At 36.2% G+C, this 13,224-nt stretch carries 20 protein-coding genes; all 20 read right to left on the bottom strand.

Annotation, left to right across the window (positions count from 1 at the left end):
- Positions 1 to 3 precede the first annotated feature (3 nt).
- The 20 genes from nrdD to GPK90_RS05515 all read right to left on the bottom strand — a co-directional run bounded on the left by nrdD (position 4) and on the right by GPK90_RS05515 (position 13,213).
- Complete coding sequence (gene nrdD, locus GPK90_RS18990) at positions 4 to 3,312, bottom strand: anaerobic ribonucleoside-triphosphate reductase (protein ID WP_252197352.1); 3,309 nt, start codon at positions 3,310 to 3,312, stop codon at positions 4 to 6.
- 186 nt (positions 3,313 to 3,498) lie between these two features.
- Positions 3,499 to 3,753 carry a hypothetical protein gene (locus tag GPK90_RS05605; RefSeq protein ID WP_215702463.1) on the bottom strand — a complete coding sequence of 85 codons (255 nt, stop codon included), beginning with the start codon at positions 3,751 to 3,753 and terminating at the stop codon, positions 3,499 to 3,501.
- The gene (locus tag GPK90_RS05600) at positions 3,750 to 4,301 is read right to left on the bottom strand and encodes a guanylate kinase (protein ID WP_215702462.1); all 552 of its coding nucleotides are present in this window, start codon (positions 4,299 to 4,301) and stop codon (positions 3,750 to 3,752) included. The genes GPK90_RS05605 and GPK90_RS05600 overlap by 4 nt, the downstream gene beginning before the upstream one ends.
- A 2-nt stretch (positions 4,302 to 4,303) precedes the next feature.
- Entirely contained in the window at positions 4,304 to 6,316 is a 2,013-nt protein-coding gene (gene ligA / locus GPK90_RS05595; RefSeq protein ID WP_215702461.1) for an NAD-dependent DNA ligase LigA, read from the bottom strand.
- The gene (locus GPK90_RS05590) at positions 6,313 to 6,678 is read right to left on the bottom strand and encodes a hypothetical protein (protein ID WP_215702460.1); all 366 of its coding nucleotides are present in this window, start codon (positions 6,676 to 6,678) and stop codon (positions 6,313 to 6,315) included. The genes ligA and GPK90_RS05590 overlap by 4 nt, the downstream gene beginning before the upstream one ends.
- Complete coding sequence (locus tag GPK90_RS05585) at positions 6,675 to 6,881, bottom strand: hypothetical protein (protein WP_215702459.1); 207 nt, start codon at positions 6,879 to 6,881, stop codon at positions 6,675 to 6,677. Before GPK90_RS05585 ends, GPK90_RS05590 begins: the two co-directional genes overlap by 4 nt.
- The gene (locus GPK90_RS05580) at positions 6,874 to 7,575 is read right to left on the bottom strand and encodes a hypothetical protein (RefSeq protein WP_215702458.1); all 702 of its coding nucleotides are present in this window, start codon (positions 7,573 to 7,575) and stop codon (positions 6,874 to 6,876) included. Before GPK90_RS05580 ends, GPK90_RS05585 begins: the two co-directional genes overlap by 8 nt.
- 13 nt (positions 7,576 to 7,588) lie before the next feature.
- Positions 7,589 to 7,957: a hypothetical protein gene (locus GPK90_RS05575; protein ID WP_215702457.1), complete on the bottom strand. Its 369-nt coding sequence runs from the start codon at positions 7,955 to 7,957 to the stop codon at positions 7,589 to 7,591.
- Positions 7,941 to 8,228, bottom strand: coding sequence for a crAss001_48 related protein (locus tag GPK90_RS05570; protein ID WP_215702456.1), 288 nt, complete (start codon positions 8,226 to 8,228; stop codon positions 7,941 to 7,943). Before GPK90_RS05570 ends, GPK90_RS05575 begins: the two co-directional genes overlap by 17 nt.
- 13 nt (positions 8,229 to 8,241) lie before the next feature.
- Positions 8,242 to 8,631 carry a hypothetical protein gene (locus GPK90_RS05565; protein WP_215702455.1) on the bottom strand — a complete coding sequence of 130 codons (390 nt, stop codon included), beginning with the start codon at positions 8,629 to 8,631 and terminating at the stop codon, positions 8,242 to 8,244.
- A gap of 25 nt (positions 8,632 to 8,656) precedes the next feature.
- Entirely contained in the window at positions 8,657 to 8,986 is a 330-nt protein-coding gene (locus tag GPK90_RS05560) for a hypothetical protein (protein ID WP_215702454.1), read from the bottom strand.
- A gap of 304 nt (positions 8,987 to 9,290) precedes the next feature.
- Positions 9,291 to 9,548 (bottom strand): hypothetical protein, encoded by a 258-nt coding sequence (locus GPK90_RS05555; protein ID WP_215702453.1) that lies wholly within the window; start codon positions 9,546 to 9,548, stop codon positions 9,291 to 9,293.
- Positions 9,549 to 10,208: 660 nt separating this feature from the next.
- Positions 10,209 to 10,574 (bottom strand): hypothetical protein, encoded by a 366-nt coding sequence (locus GPK90_RS05550; RefSeq protein WP_215702452.1) that lies wholly within the window; start codon positions 10,572 to 10,574, stop codon positions 10,209 to 10,211.
- 156 nt (positions 10,575 to 10,730) lie between these two features.
- A complete protein-coding gene (locus GPK90_RS05545; RefSeq protein ID WP_215702451.1) occupies positions 10,731 to 10,982 on the bottom strand; it encodes a hypothetical protein in 252 nt (83 codons plus the stop codon).
- 1 nt (position 10,983) lies between these two features.
- Positions 10,984 to 11,325, bottom strand: coding sequence for a hypothetical protein (locus GPK90_RS05540; protein ID WP_215702450.1), 342 nt, complete (start codon positions 11,323 to 11,325; stop codon positions 10,984 to 10,986).
- Positions 11,326 to 11,352: 27 nt separating this feature from the next.
- Positions 11,353 to 11,841: a hypothetical protein gene (locus GPK90_RS05535; protein WP_215702449.1), complete on the bottom strand. Its 489-nt coding sequence runs from the start codon at positions 11,839 to 11,841 to the stop codon at positions 11,353 to 11,355.
- 11 nt (positions 11,842 to 11,852) lie between these two features.
- Entirely contained in the window at positions 11,853 to 12,332 is a 480-nt protein-coding gene (locus GPK90_RS05530) for a hypothetical protein (RefSeq protein ID WP_215702448.1), read from the bottom strand.
- A gap of 62 nt (positions 12,333 to 12,394) precedes the next feature.
- Positions 12,395 to 12,757 (bottom strand): hypothetical protein, encoded by a 363-nt coding sequence (locus tag GPK90_RS05525; protein ID WP_215702447.1) that lies wholly within the window; start codon positions 12,755 to 12,757, stop codon positions 12,395 to 12,397.
- A 51-nt stretch (positions 12,758 to 12,808) separates the two neighbouring features.
- A complete protein-coding gene (locus tag GPK90_RS05520; RefSeq protein WP_215702446.1) occupies positions 12,809 to 13,060 on the bottom strand; it encodes a hypothetical protein in 252 nt (83 codons plus the stop codon).
- Entirely contained in the window at positions 13,061 to 13,213 is a 153-nt protein-coding gene (locus GPK90_RS05515; protein WP_215702445.1) for a hypothetical protein, read from the bottom strand. It abuts the gene before it with no gap.
- Between the last annotated feature and the right edge of the window lie 11 nt (positions 13,214 to 13,224).

Genomic DNA, 13,224 nt, shown 5'->3' with positions numbered 1-13,224 from the left:
ACATTATTCCTCCTCAACTTCATGATCATCAAGATGTACATACCTCTCATGAATTTCTTCGGTTCGCCCTTTATTCCAGAAATTTGATCCAATATATCCGCAAGTACGTCTCGCGACATTCATTTTGTTGTGATCACGGTTCCCGCAATTAGGGCATTCCCAAATGAGTTCTCCATCTTCATCGATGAGCTTAATTTCGCCGTCGTAGCCGCATACCTGACAGTAATCGCTCTTCGTATTTAACTCCGCGTACATGATATTGTCATAAATAAATCTCATTACCTGTAGAACGGCTTCATTATTATTAGTAAGGTCGGCACATTCAATATATGAAATAGCTCCACCCGGACTAAGTTTTTGAAATTTACTTTCGATTTCCAGCTTCTTGAATGGATCGATTTTTTCGAATACAGGAATGTGATATGAATTGGTAATATAGTCTCGATCAGTAATCCCTTCTACGACCCCAAAACGCTTTCTTAAACACTTTGCGAATTTATAAGTAGTTGATTCGATGGGGGATCCATATGGGCTGTAATCGATATTTTCTGCCTGTTTCCAACTTTCACATTTGTCATTGATTTTTTGCATAATCTCAAGACCGAATTTCTCACCAATATCTCCATCCGTATGAGAATGACCTGTCATATATTTTACACATTCATATAGACCTGCATATCCTAACGAAATAGTTGAATAGCCATTATGTAACAATTTGTCAATTTTTTCACCCTTTTCTAATCTGGCTAAAGCTCCATATCTCCAAAGAATCGGAGCTACATCTGAAGAGGTTCCTTCTAACCTTTTATGTCGAATTTGAAGTGCCTTATGACAGAGTTCCATTCTTTCGTTAAAGATCTCCCAAAATGTATCCAAATCTTTTCCAGAAGAAAGTGCAATATCAGGAAGATTGATAGTCACAACACCTTGATTAAAGCGACCGTAATACTGTGGTTCTCCTTTTTCGTTTACATACGGTGTGAGGAAACTCCTGCAGTTATAACTATAAATGCCACTTACTTCAAAATGATCACTTGCAGTAGTAACATCGTAGCTGTAGTCACTAAGGACAATCGGCTCGACACTGTTTACTTTTGCTTTTAAATAAGTGTAATTTGTAGTATTTTCTACCATGTTGTCTTTTTTCTTCTGAGATACAATGAAAGACAACAGATCGTCCGTAGGCGCAAATTCAATTCTATATCTAATGGCATTTGGATTCTTTTTAGAGTAGTGGTTTAAATAACATACTGACGGCATACCTAATGCTCTCGCAAGTGCAGCTTGCTGTAATGCTAATTCCTTATTTGTAGATCCGATCTGTACGACTGATCCACCATGGCTTGTTGGATTAATGTATCCGTCTGCATCAATCATTCCAGCCATAAAGCCGAGTTTTGCAGTATAGTTCCATTCAAAGACCTCATTTGGAATGTGTCTTCTTGCTTTGGTTAAGCCCTCAAATTTCGTAGATAAATAATCGATCATCTGTGGCACATTTGGGCCAATAGAACAAAGGTCTTTGTAATTGCCCCTTTTACCTCTATGTCTTTCCACCACTTCTGTATCGATAGAGTATAATCGTCTCATCCTGTCTACATAAGCATCTTGAATGTCATTCTCAGAATCTAATGCAATAGATGACCATAAATGATTGTCGTAGCAGCCATCACAAAGGATGAATCCTAAAAGCCACGCCTTTTCATCATTAAATACAATATTTTCTTCAAAATACTGATACGGATTAATATCCACAATATCTTCGGAAGTTAAATCCTTTGCATTTTTTCTACCATTTGAAGTATGGAATGGGTGATCCGTAGTACACAAGAGAGATCTGCCGTGTTCCAATTTTACGTTTACCCAATTGTTAGATTTATTTCTAATTACTCTTTTTACTTCCACAAACCCATCTTTAGAGTCATAAATTTTTACATTAGATACATCAATATATAAATTGTCATTGATATTATTCTGTTTTTTAGCTTCAAAGCAATCAGACATTCTCTGCCACATTCTTTTAAACGATTCGACGTATAGTTTTTCATTTAAAGTATACGTGATGATCTCGTCGCCCTGAACACACCCCATACACGGGAAGCAATTGCCATTTCCGTTCTTATCAACCTTGTATTCAAGCATTTTCTTTTCTGAAATGTAGTCTGGAACCATGCGCTTTGCGGTACATTTTGCAGCAAGCTCTGTCAGGTAATAATATGGAGAATCTGATGCAATGTTGTCCTCTTCTAATACATAAAGTAGCTTTGGAAATGCCGGAGTAATCCATACGCCAGCTTCATTTTTTACACCTTGAATTCTTTGTTTAAGAACTTCTTCAATGATCATGGCAAGATCTTTTTTTGTCCTCTCATCATGTACTTCATTCAAATACATGCATACGCTCAAAAATGGCGCTTGTCCGTTCGTCGTTAAAAGGGTCACAACCTGATACTGAATTGTCTGTACGCCTTTACGAATTTCGTCTTTAAGACGTTTTTCTGAAATTGATTTAATTAATTCTTCGTCATTGGTATTTCCCAAATTTAAATCATTTTCAATGTGTTTAAATTCTTCTCTAACTTCCTGTAAAATACTCTTCCTACTAACTTCAACAAATGGAGCAAGGTGTGATAATGTTATAGTCTGCCCACCATACTGACTGGATGCAACCTGAGCGATGATCTGTGTCGCAATATTGCAGGCTGTGGAGAAGCTGTGCGGTTTTTCAATGAGTGTACCGCTAATCACCGTACCGTTTTGAAGCATATCTTCCAGATTAATCAAATCACAATTGTGCAATGTTTTCTGCCCGAAATAATCTATATCATGGAAATGAAGAATGCCGTCATCATGAGCCTGAACAATTTCTGGAGTTAAAAGGAACCTTCTACTCATGTCCTTACTGACAATTCCAGCCATATAGTCTCGCTGTGTGGTTACGAGTTTTTCATCCTTATTGGAATTTTCTGTTGCCCAATATTCACTTGTTCCGGTTAATAATTCTCCGATTTCCTTATCAGTAGTATTATAATTTTCTCTCTGAAATTCTCTAACACTACGATATCCTTCGTATGCCTTTGCAGTAAGTCTCTGTTTTTTTGAGATTAATTTATCGTATACTTTACCCTCGATTTCAGATATGCTCACATCTTCGAGATTCTTGCACTCTTCTTCAATTTCATTGGCAATATCTTCTGCAATTTTAGGCTTTACAACGCCAGATCCGTTCCTCATAGCTTTTAAAATTGCTGTAGAAATTTTCTTTTTATCGAAATCCACTTCGGTGCAGTCTCTTTTAATAACTTTTACCAAAATCTCGTACCTCCATTATTCGTCTTTTAACACGATGCAAATATGACTTTCTGGACTATCACATCCATATGTTCTCGTCCTTCGCACCGAGTCAATAGTATATTCTCTTCCGTTTAGTTCAACGGTAAGAAAATCGTCATCCATCTGAGTAAGGGTTCTCCTTAGCTCTGAACTTGTAAAAATCACTTACAGGTTGCCACCTCGATCCATGCGAAACTGTTCCATAGCAGCATCGAATCTTCTGATATCATCTTGATTGTCGCTGATCAGCACAGCTTCTGCCTTTAACGGATAGACAAAGCAAAACATGCCTAATGCCGATTTCCCGTCTAAGTTCATAGATCCGCAATTGATATCAATATCATCTACAAAGGTATTTGCAATTCTGCTAAACTCATTACCCTCTTCTTTATTCTCTAAAAAAATGTTTATTTTTCTCAAATTTTATGCTCCTTTACTTTTAAAAACCGTTCTAATTTATCAGCCACGGCCGCAATATTGTCATCGTTGTTATAAAGAATTCGATCAGTTTCTTGCTCAAATCCTTTAAAATCATTGATGTCAGCTTCAATTCTTCTCTTTGCTTCATCAGGGTTATCACCTCTTGATTTAAGGCGGTGCTGAATTGTCATAAGATTTGCAAACAGATAGATGACATGTGGCATAAACTCCAGTTCTTCTTTTACCGCTCGAATTCCGGAAGGTGTTAGAACAATAAACCTGTTAGACTCGTCAATATAGTCCTTGATTGCAGACCCATAATACCAATCTCCAAATTCGGTGTGGAAGACATTATGCTCCGCAAATTCATGATTTTCTAACATCTCCTGAAACTGTTCATTTGTAATGAAGTGGTATGTCTCTCCTTCTACTTCCCCATCTCTCGGAGGACGGGTCGTATACGTTACAACCCGCTTGTATCCGCGAGAGATAAGTTCTTGAGACAGTGTATCTTTACCACTTGCACTTTTTCCCGCAATGATAAACATTCTTAATCTCCTAACATTTTAATTAGCTCATTCTCTGTGATAATCTTCACACCTAATTCTTTCGCTTTTTTATTTTTGGACGAGGTGCTATTAATATCATTGTTTACAAGGTAATCTACTTTGGCACTTACGGATCCGACCACTTTACCGCCATGATTTACAATTGCGTCCTTGACAGTATCACGATTTGCAAAATGTTCTACACTGCCAGTGATTACAAACGTCTTTCCGGAAACTTCAGAAGAAAGACTCAGGTTTACTACTTTGGGAACATTGAAATTGAATTCTTTGGAAAGTTCAAAGATATTAGAGCATTCCTTATTGAAATACTCATCCATAGATTTGATAATGGAATCGCCTACTCCGTCCAAATAGTTAAAGAATTTTGCTCCTGTTAGTGTCATAATCTGCATAAATGCACCGAAATCATAATCACAAGCTTTGGCAATCATCTCACTGGCAGACCTTCCAACCATAGGAATACTCAGTCCATAGAGGAATCTGTCCAGTGTTGTCTCTCTACTCTTTTCAATAGCAGCCAGAATACCTGTTACAGATTTTGACCCAAATCCTGGGAACCGTTTCCATTCAATCTCATGACCTTTTAAATGGTATAAGTCCTTAAAGCAGCTTACCCATTTTCTTTTAAGTAAGAACTGGATTGTGGATTCAGACAACCCTTCGATATTAAGAGCATTACGACTTGCAAAATGAGAAAGTTTGTAGAGAAGTTTTCCCTGGCAATCAGGATTTGCACAAACAAGAACCTCAGAATCATTTTCTTTTACAATCTTAGTTTCGCCGCCACAAATAGGACAAGTTTGAGGGATATTAATAAAAGAGAGCTTCATGATGTCATTAAATTCACGCTGTTCTGTTACTGGTTCTCCCCATCTTATCTGAGGAATAATCTGGTTACTTTTAAAGACTCCAATTTTCTGTCCAACAAACGGTCTATGCAGAACTTCCCGCATAACTGAAATGTTATGAACTGAAGCCTTCTCAATAGTAGTGCCGTCAATCTCCACCGGCTCAAAAACCGCAACAGGAGTGAGAACACCAGTTTTACCAATACTCCATTCAATAGTCTTTAATTCTGTTTCTTCTTCATCTTCATAAAACTTAAATGCGAGGCTATGTCGAGGATGATGACTTGTCATTCCCAGAGATTTACCGTATTCAATGTTATCGTATGTAATTACCAGACCATCAATCGGATAATCTTTTTCTTTTGCGACCTGTTTTAATTCCTCAATTTTCTCATTGATATCATCTGTATTGCTGTTGTACTTTACATATGGAACTACTTCAAATCCCCACTCTGCAGCAACTCTGAACCCATCGGTAAAAGTAGTAAGTCCAAACGGGACTTTCCATACTACAAATCGCACATGCCGGTTCTTTGTAATATTGCTATCAAGCTGGCGCACCGATCCACTGGCGAGATTCCTTGGATTCTTATATTTATCATCAGGATTCTTGATTGTTTGATTGATCATCTCGAAGTCAGAATAACGAATAATTGATTCTCCTTCGATCTCAAATTTTCGATCAAACGGAATTTTAAGAGGTAGTCCCTCGAAAACTTTTGCATTATGAGTAATAAGTTCTCCAATCTCGCCATTTCCACGAGTCTCTGCCTGAACTAATTCTCCATTTTGATATGTACATAAGGTTGTAAGCCCGTCCATTTTCAAGGAAATAATACAGTCTTTTCCACTGGAAAACTTCACAAGATCATTAGGAGACTTTGTTTTGCCAAGAGAAAGCATCGGGTGTGAGTGTGTAACCTTTTCGAGTTTAGAAACGACTTCACAGCCTACTGTGTGTGTTGGACTTCCGGCTAATGAAATACCCATTTTGTTTTCAAGGGCTTCCAGCTCGTCATATAAATCGTCGTAATTCTTGTCCGACATAAATGGCTTATCATCCTGATAATAAGCTACAGAGGCTTTATGAAGCTCTGCCGTAAGGTGTTTTAATCGGTCAAGATCTTTATCGTATCCTTCTGTCATTTATTTTCCTCCTCAGAATGCGATTCTTCATTGCTACTTGTGTAAAGCTTTATAAGATCATCAACACACCTTTGGACTTTTTCATCATATTTCTCCAGTAATTCTTTTGAAACTGTTATACATTGAGAATTTATTTTAGTTGGCTCTTTTACAGGTTTTACAATTCTAAAAAAATCATTCTCTGTTGCGACTGTGTACTCTTTATTTTTTCCAAGCCGATGTAACAACTCAAAAAGTTCTTTTGTTAATTCTGTTTTGTATTCTTCTTCAAAATATGGTCCACCTAAGTCACCACCATATCTTGTTGCTGTTTCGAGAATTGAATTAAGGTGTTCAAAAAATGCATCTCCGATATAGATCATTTATTCTCCTCCTCGTTAATACTCTTTTTTAACAAAGATAACATCTCGGATTCTTCAGGGAAGAACGGATCAATTTTTTCCATGCCCTTAAGCCAATTAAAAAAATTCACCATAAACTGCCCATACCTCCAATCTGGAAAATATGTTTTATGAATACGGCACAACTCAGCATAGAATCTATCTAATCTATTCGGATCACGCATTCTTATCGTCTCCTTCGTACATGATTAGCTCCTCTGCATACGGCAATGTCTTAACCCACTCAACAAAAGATTTAGACCATTCTGTAAGTTTATGGTGTCTGCGATCAAAATACATCTGGCGGAGTACCTGATAATTCAGAGTAGTTGTTCGCTTTTGAAGCCACCCTTCCGGCAGTAATCGAATTAATTCTTTCCAATAGCGCTTATCATCTGTTGCTAAATATGCTTTTCTGAGATTTTCCATCACCATAATCATATCTTCAACATATACAGAAATATCGTCCAGTCCATCATCATGATCGTCGTCTTCCCTGTCGTATGCCAACGAAAGGTCTGGATCATAATCATCAGTCTCAAAGCAATCCAGTGTGATCGGTGTCTTTGCCAGACGATGCATGGTGCTTTCACTATTTGTTGTCACACCAACACGATATTGATCGGTTTCCTTCCACCAATAGAGCGGCGCCGTAATGTCCACGCACACAAGGATCTGTCTCAGAAACTTACTATGTGAGTTCCCCTGGGCAATAGATGCTTTCAGAAGACGCTGCATTAAACCTAAGTCATTTGGTCCGACAATATATTCTCCATTCTCATCGTACTTGCTATCGGATCTCGCCCAGCTTTCCAGAGGATTTCTCATTCCTCTGATTGATCCTTCAAAGTTCATAACCTTTGTATTCTCAAATTTCATAAAACTCTCCTTCTTATTTAATTGCACTGATACATCTTCCAGTTTTTTGTCCGTTGGAATATTTCGTAACCACCTCAAGCTCTACTCTGTCGCCAATTCTCTTATTTGCAAAACTGGGTGCATTATCATATCCCTCTACTGCCCCATCATTGATCAGCGTTAAATCTTCATACTTCACAATGATCCGCCATTCATACTTATCGACCTGATCGTACCAGTGTCTCATGTCAAGATCGGCAATTTTACCTACAACATCCTCGCAGCTATATGTAATATTCTCTCTTTCTGTTGGCTCAACGGGATTTTCAGTGCGACCGCACCCAATTAGGAATAATAGAACTGCCAAAAGAAATACAAAATGTATTTTAGTCGATTTTAACATCCGCTCCATCCTGTTCATCTTTGTGTAGATCAATACCCTCAATAACAGCTCTTGCTTCAAGAACAGTGAGATAATCCTTCATAGCACGAATCTGCAGGTCAAAAAGACTTCCTGGGCAGGTTGGTGTAAAGTTTAATGTGCCATGATCCATTTTATCTCGCATAATCACAAGACCGGTAAGCCTGCAAAAAAGCTGCTCATACTCTGCAATGAATCTTTCCTTATAATCGGTACTACACATAAATTCGCAAGTCTCTTTTAATGTCTTCATAGGTTATTTCTCCTTATTTCCAACTGATCGAATACCAGCTCTGATTATATTGATTTCCAACCTCCACTTTGTATCCTAATTCTTCTAATTTTTCTCTTGTTTTAGGTTTTAAACAGCCGTCATCACTGCATGAATAGTTTCCTTCTTTTGAGGCGGCATTGATTTTAGTAGCGATTTCTTGTAGTTCTTTTACAAGAGCATTATCAACAGCTTCGTCCGCGCGCTTTCTTGATTCTTCTGCTGATAATAATTTTCCCTTCGGAGGTTCTACTTTTGGCATTGGAATAGTATATGACGGATTGACATCGTAAAGCATTGTATGTATATCTCCACATAGATCTTTTTCGTTACACAAGATACATGCATTATGCATTCTACTTTCTGGTGGATATTTGCAAATCATATATTCTCCTCATGAAAAACATATTTTATTCCAAAACATTTACAGCTTTGTCTATATTCTCATTCGCCCATTTAACCCATCTTTCTGCATATGAGCGCGTCTTATCGTTCAAGCCAAAGATTTCGTTTGTAAGAATCCAACCTTTTCCGATTGATTCTTCCATAATTTTTGTATTACTATCTATATCATCTGCATCTAATGGATAAAATTTAGATTTTGTAAAATATCTTCTACCATATGTTTTTGTGATAGTAATCTTATTGATTTTATCTTCGATAAGCCGCCAGAATACTTTCCCATCTTTTTCTCTTTTTTGAAGCGTTCCAACAGAATCACCCACATTTAAATTTTCCATATTGATTGCCCTCCATTTTTAATTCCCAATTGTTTCATCAGAAGGAAATATTTTTATTTTAGACGATTCTATAAGTCGCCTATATGTAAGTAAAAAATTATTTGCATTCGACGCAGGAACAATTCTAATTGCACCCTTTTTCGTTCCGGCAACTTTAATGTCAAAACAAACATTGTTCCCAATCGTACCGTCTTTGCGAAGTTCAGCGACTCTGATGGAGTCTAAGGAAATTCTCATCTCGTCCAAAACATAATAGTTGCCAGTAAATCGTTTAATTGTCTCTACTTCAACCAGCCTTGTCATATTATCTTAGTTCAATTTCTCCGTATTTAAGACTATCGTTTCTAAATATCTTGTAACCATTGTATTTTGCGAAATAACCAGTTGACCAATCTGACAGTTTTTCTCCTGTTGAATTCGAAAAATCTTCAGATAATGCATAAAATGTTCCTTTACTCATAAACAAATATGGATCCGTTTTATATTCTACTTTATACATTAAAATCTCATTGTTAAGTTTATCCATATCAACAATCGAGGTAATTACTGAAAATTTACTCATAACATTTCTCCTCTATATTTCTTAATTTTCTCTCTTCTTTTCTCTTCCATCGTTCTCGTTCCAATGCTTGCTGATGTTTTAAATTTCTACATCCATTGCAGTTGTTTCTATTTTTGCAAAACCAGCAACCATCCGTATCCCACCAGTACCATTTTGCCGGTTGTGGCCGAGGTTTTCTTTTTGTTTTGCCCATTATCTTTTGGTTATCCCTACATTATTATTCTTCTGAACATCACTTCTACTTGCTAAAATTTGGTACTGAACCTTCCAACAATTGTGCGGGTTGCCATGGCATTTACTGACGTCGTAACCCTTTTCACACCAATGGTGCTCATTATACCCTTCGTAGTAACTGCATTGTGCGCCTATTTTATTTTGCGGCTTATCTGGATTGTGCCGTGCTTTTCTTGTTCTTTTCATATTTATAATTCCGCAAAATATGACTCAAAATAAATAACTTCCTTCATCTTGTCATTCTTCTGGACAGTAGTAAATTTGAACGAATAATCAGTAATATTAGATACTGTGCCGTTCCGATGATTGGTCTGGAAAATGTTTGCCATTTTAAACATATCTACCATTTATTTTTCTCCTTTTGAAAGTGCGATTTTATTGTCTCATGCAAAGTTTTGCTTCACCTTGTATAATTTTTTCTGTCTGTTAATCGTCAAGTGTTTTTCCTTTTATCTTCCATATTCCAATCTTTTTATGTACGAACTCTTCGTACAAAGTGTAAGGGTCTTCAGGTTGCAATAGCTTACATAGTTCAAAAAATATTATCTTTTTTCTTGCATAAAAGTTAATGTCGTCATCACTTTTTATGGAAATGTCATTTGTAACAAGCTTAATGGGTTGATCTTTAACTGGAAGAATATAAACCGTTTTGTCTTTTACAATTGTCATAGAATCGCTATTATAAAACTCATTTACTCTTTGTTGCAACTCTTCAATACCATGAATACTTCTCTTATTTGTTCCAGAGGCAATGGATTGAACACTTGAACCATTCTCAAACTTTAATTCCATTTAATCACCTCACGAAACTGCGAATTTATATATTATTTTTTATATGGTTTGCAAAATAATCTGTCTATAAATGTTACATATCCTTCATGTGCCGTCGCACACTTTTTGGATTGGCATGTGTTGTTTTCTTCATGGTAATAAATACAATTATTACATTTATTTCTCATTTTCTACCTCTGTGAAATAACTCTCTAAATCTTCTTTTGCAATCTCAAGCCAGTATGAAATTTGTTGGTCGGCACTCTCTAATCTTACTGTCTTTGGTCCATCACAAATCCTATACATATCGTAAGGATCTTCCTTCCAGATGGTATCCTTTTGTATAGTCTCGTATTTCCCAGTTAAGAACCCGTCATAATCACATATTTCGATACAAAGATTCTCTTTACATTTATATTTTTTGATCATTTTATATTTCTCCAAACTTCTTTACTTGTCCGACAGAATCCTCGACCTTTACAAATTTATCAAAGTAACTGTTACTAAATACATAATTTGAAACAGCCTTGTTAATTTCCCTTTCTATTTCCTTAAAAAGTTCAGACGAGGAAACCGAAGATCGAAATACTTTTGATCTATATTTATTTAAATCCCCTCTGAGAACCGGCAAGTTAGCATTTCTTCTTTTGTTGTTATCCCAATGCATAGGATTGTTATAGAATTCTTCTCTTTTGGTTTTATAATTATTTATATCCCGTTTTGCTAATTGTTTGATCTTTTCAACCATTTCATTAGGTATTTCGTAACCCATCCATTTCCTCCTGAAACCCACATTTCATCATTTTCCACATCGCTCTAACAATTCTTTGGGACAATAAATTATTCTCTTCCCGGCCTTCTGTGCCTTTCGAATAGTTGACCAGACACCACCGGATTTATTCCCGTCCCAAATTGCAATTAGGACATCACAATGATCAACCAAATATTGATCTCGAACACTGTCGCAGCCTTTATAAAATTCATCTGATAATTCTACCCATTCATACGATCTCTCTTTAATTTCTTCGTACAGTTTGTGAGTGGAATTATAATTTTTACAAGGTAATATACAATGTAATTTAACATTTCTCAAACAGATTCCAATTTGGGCAAATAGATAATCGCACCCATCTGCCATTCCACTATACATATGCAGTTCTTGTTTGTAATACATTAAAGTATATAATGTATCGATCACCCAACAACGGATCTGCCACCACTCTTTATTTGTCTCGTCTTCCGGTAAACCTAATCTCTGAGGTCTATGACCTGTTAATGCAACTTTCATTTTACCTCCGCTCAGTATAATTCGTTCCAAAAACCATACAATTTATGGCAACTCCATCCATTTTTTAATTCTCCTTTGTATCGTCGAATTTTCTTACTGGATTGCCGCTTATAATACTTTGACATTTTTCCTCGATACCATCTTTTGTAATATGGCTTTTGACGTTTTAATCTAACACCCCAAGAAATATATATCTCATCTTCTAATGTCACAGGAATAGGATATCCAGAACAATTTTCTGCCAGCCATTTAAGATGACGCTGATGCCGGATATATCTTTCTCTTTTGTCATGTTTTCGCCTACGAGAACTCGAAGGTTTTATGACCGGATTAGGCTCATGCATCTCAGAGCAGTGTCCTGCCCAAATAACTTTGCCACCAACTTTGTCGCACCAGCAATATTTTTCTGTTTGCTCAATTGCCGTATCTCGTGACATATCACCATAAACATCATTTGGGATTCCCTGTTCTGCAACGATAGCATCATACATATTTACTCTTCGAGTATAATCGTATTCACCGTAAGGACATTCGCTGCATCGCATGTTATCACCTACTCTCGAAATTTCTCTTTTATATCTTCGTCGAAAATCACAGATTTTCCAACAGGTCCTAACCAGAACTTAACCGGATGATCATAATAATCTTCCAAAAACTCTTTTGTATATAATTCTCCTGTTTTCTCCAACCATTTTCTAAAATCATTTTTAGAGGAAAAGCAATGAGAACATCCCATATTGCGCATAACAAAAGACTCCGTTACATAATCTCTAAATTCACATTCATACATAAGCTCTCTTTTGTATTCCATACCACACTTATCACAACGATAATAGAATAAAATTGGAAAAAATTTATGTATCGAAATTGAGTTCAAACAATCATTAACATATTTTTCTTTTGGATCTCTTATCATAGCCTATAATCCTCCTGAAACAACGGTTTTATTCACTTTTATTTCTATATATTATTCTCCAAATTTTAGCAAATCGTCCTTCTTAACAAAAATCATTACGAATAGCACAATCACAATAAGCACATTCATAATTGGAACGAAGAATGACCATATCCCAAGATTTATTGTCATATCATACTTCATATTTGAATCATTATTGATATAACCATGTTCTTTAATCTTGTTATAAAATGCCTTCGTAAAGCCCCAAAATGTAATCAGACATAATAACGAAAATGCAATATGAAATTTAATTAATCCCATCTATTTCTCCTTTAGTTTTTCGCATTTTTCAAAATCGTATTCTTTTAACGGAATAATTTCACCATGCACTTTAATCATTGGTTCCGAATATTTATCGCTTAACTCCACGCCGTATTTTTCACATAAATCATAAAATAATTTTGAATCAAACATTGTGTCTCCTG

The organism is Clostridium sp. MCC344 (genome assembly GCF_018785365.1).
GTDB lineage: Bacteria > Bacillota > Clostridia > Lachnospirales > Lachnospiraceae > Pilosibacter.
This window is presented reverse-complemented; position numbering and strand designations above follow the sequence as displayed.

Coding starts and splice junctions, on each gene's coding strand:
- GPK90_RS05565 (WP_215702455.1), bottom strand. CDS start 8,631: ATGATTTGCAAATATCCACCAGAAAGTAGAATGCATAATGCATGTATC.
- GPK90_RS05555 (WP_215702453.1), bottom strand. CDS start 9,548: ATGAGTAAATTTTCAGTAATTACCTCGATTGTTGATATGGATAAACTT.
- GPK90_RS05560 (WP_215702454.1), bottom strand. CDS start 8,986: ATGGAAAATTTAAATGTGGGTGATTCTGTTGGAACGCTTCAAAAAAGA.
- GPK90_RS05535 (WP_215702449.1), bottom strand. CDS start 11,841: ATGAAAGTTGCATTAACAGGTCATAGACCTCAGAGATTAGGTTTACCG.
- GPK90_RS05540 (WP_215702450.1), bottom strand. CDS start 11,325: ATGGGTTACGAAATACCTAATGAAATGGTTGAAAAGATCAAACAATTA.
- GPK90_RS05590 (WP_215702460.1), bottom strand. CDS start 6,678: ATGATCTATATCGGAGATGCATTTTTTGAACACCTTAATTCAATTCTC.
- GPK90_RS05525 (WP_215702447.1), bottom strand. CDS start 12,757: ATGATAAGAGATCCAAAAGAAAAATATGTTAATGATTGTTTGAACTCA.
- GPK90_RS05520 (WP_215702446.1), bottom strand. CDS start 13,060: ATGGGATTAATTAAATTTCATATTGCATTTTCGTTATTATGTCTGATT.
- GPK90_RS05550 (WP_215702452.1), bottom strand. CDS start 10,574: ATGGAATTAAAGTTTGAGAATGGTTCAAGTGTTCAATCCATTGCCTCT.
- GPK90_RS05600 (WP_215702462.1), bottom strand. CDS start 4,301: ATGTTTATCATTGCGGGAAAAAGTGCAAGTGGTAAAGATACACTGTCT.
- ligA (WP_215702461.1), bottom strand. CDS start 6,316: ATGACAGAAGGATACGATAAAGATCTTGACCGATTAAAACACCTTACG.
- GPK90_RS05585 (WP_215702459.1), bottom strand. CDS start 6,881: ATGCGTGATCCGAATAGATTAGATAGATTCTATGCTGAGTTGTGCCGT.
- GPK90_RS05545 (WP_215702451.1), bottom strand. CDS start 10,982: ATGATCAAAAAATATAAATGTAAAGAGAATCTTTGTATCGAAATATGT.
- GPK90_RS05575 (WP_215702457.1), bottom strand. CDS start 7,957: ATGTTAAAATCGACTAAAATACATTTTGTATTTCTTTTGGCAGTTCTA.
- GPK90_RS05580 (WP_215702458.1), bottom strand. CDS start 7,575: ATGAAATTTGAGAATACAAAGGTTATGAACTTTGAAGGATCAATCAGA.
- GPK90_RS05570 (WP_215702456.1), bottom strand. CDS start 8,228: ATGAAGACATTAAAAGAGACTTGCGAATTTATGTGTAGTACCGATTAT.
- GPK90_RS05515 (WP_215702445.1), bottom strand. CDS start 13,213: ATGTTTGATTCAAAATTATTTTATGATTTATGTGAAAAATACGGCGTG.
- GPK90_RS05530 (WP_215702448.1), bottom strand. CDS start 12,332: ATGTATGATGCTATCGTTGCAGAACAGGGAATCCCAAATGATGTTTAT.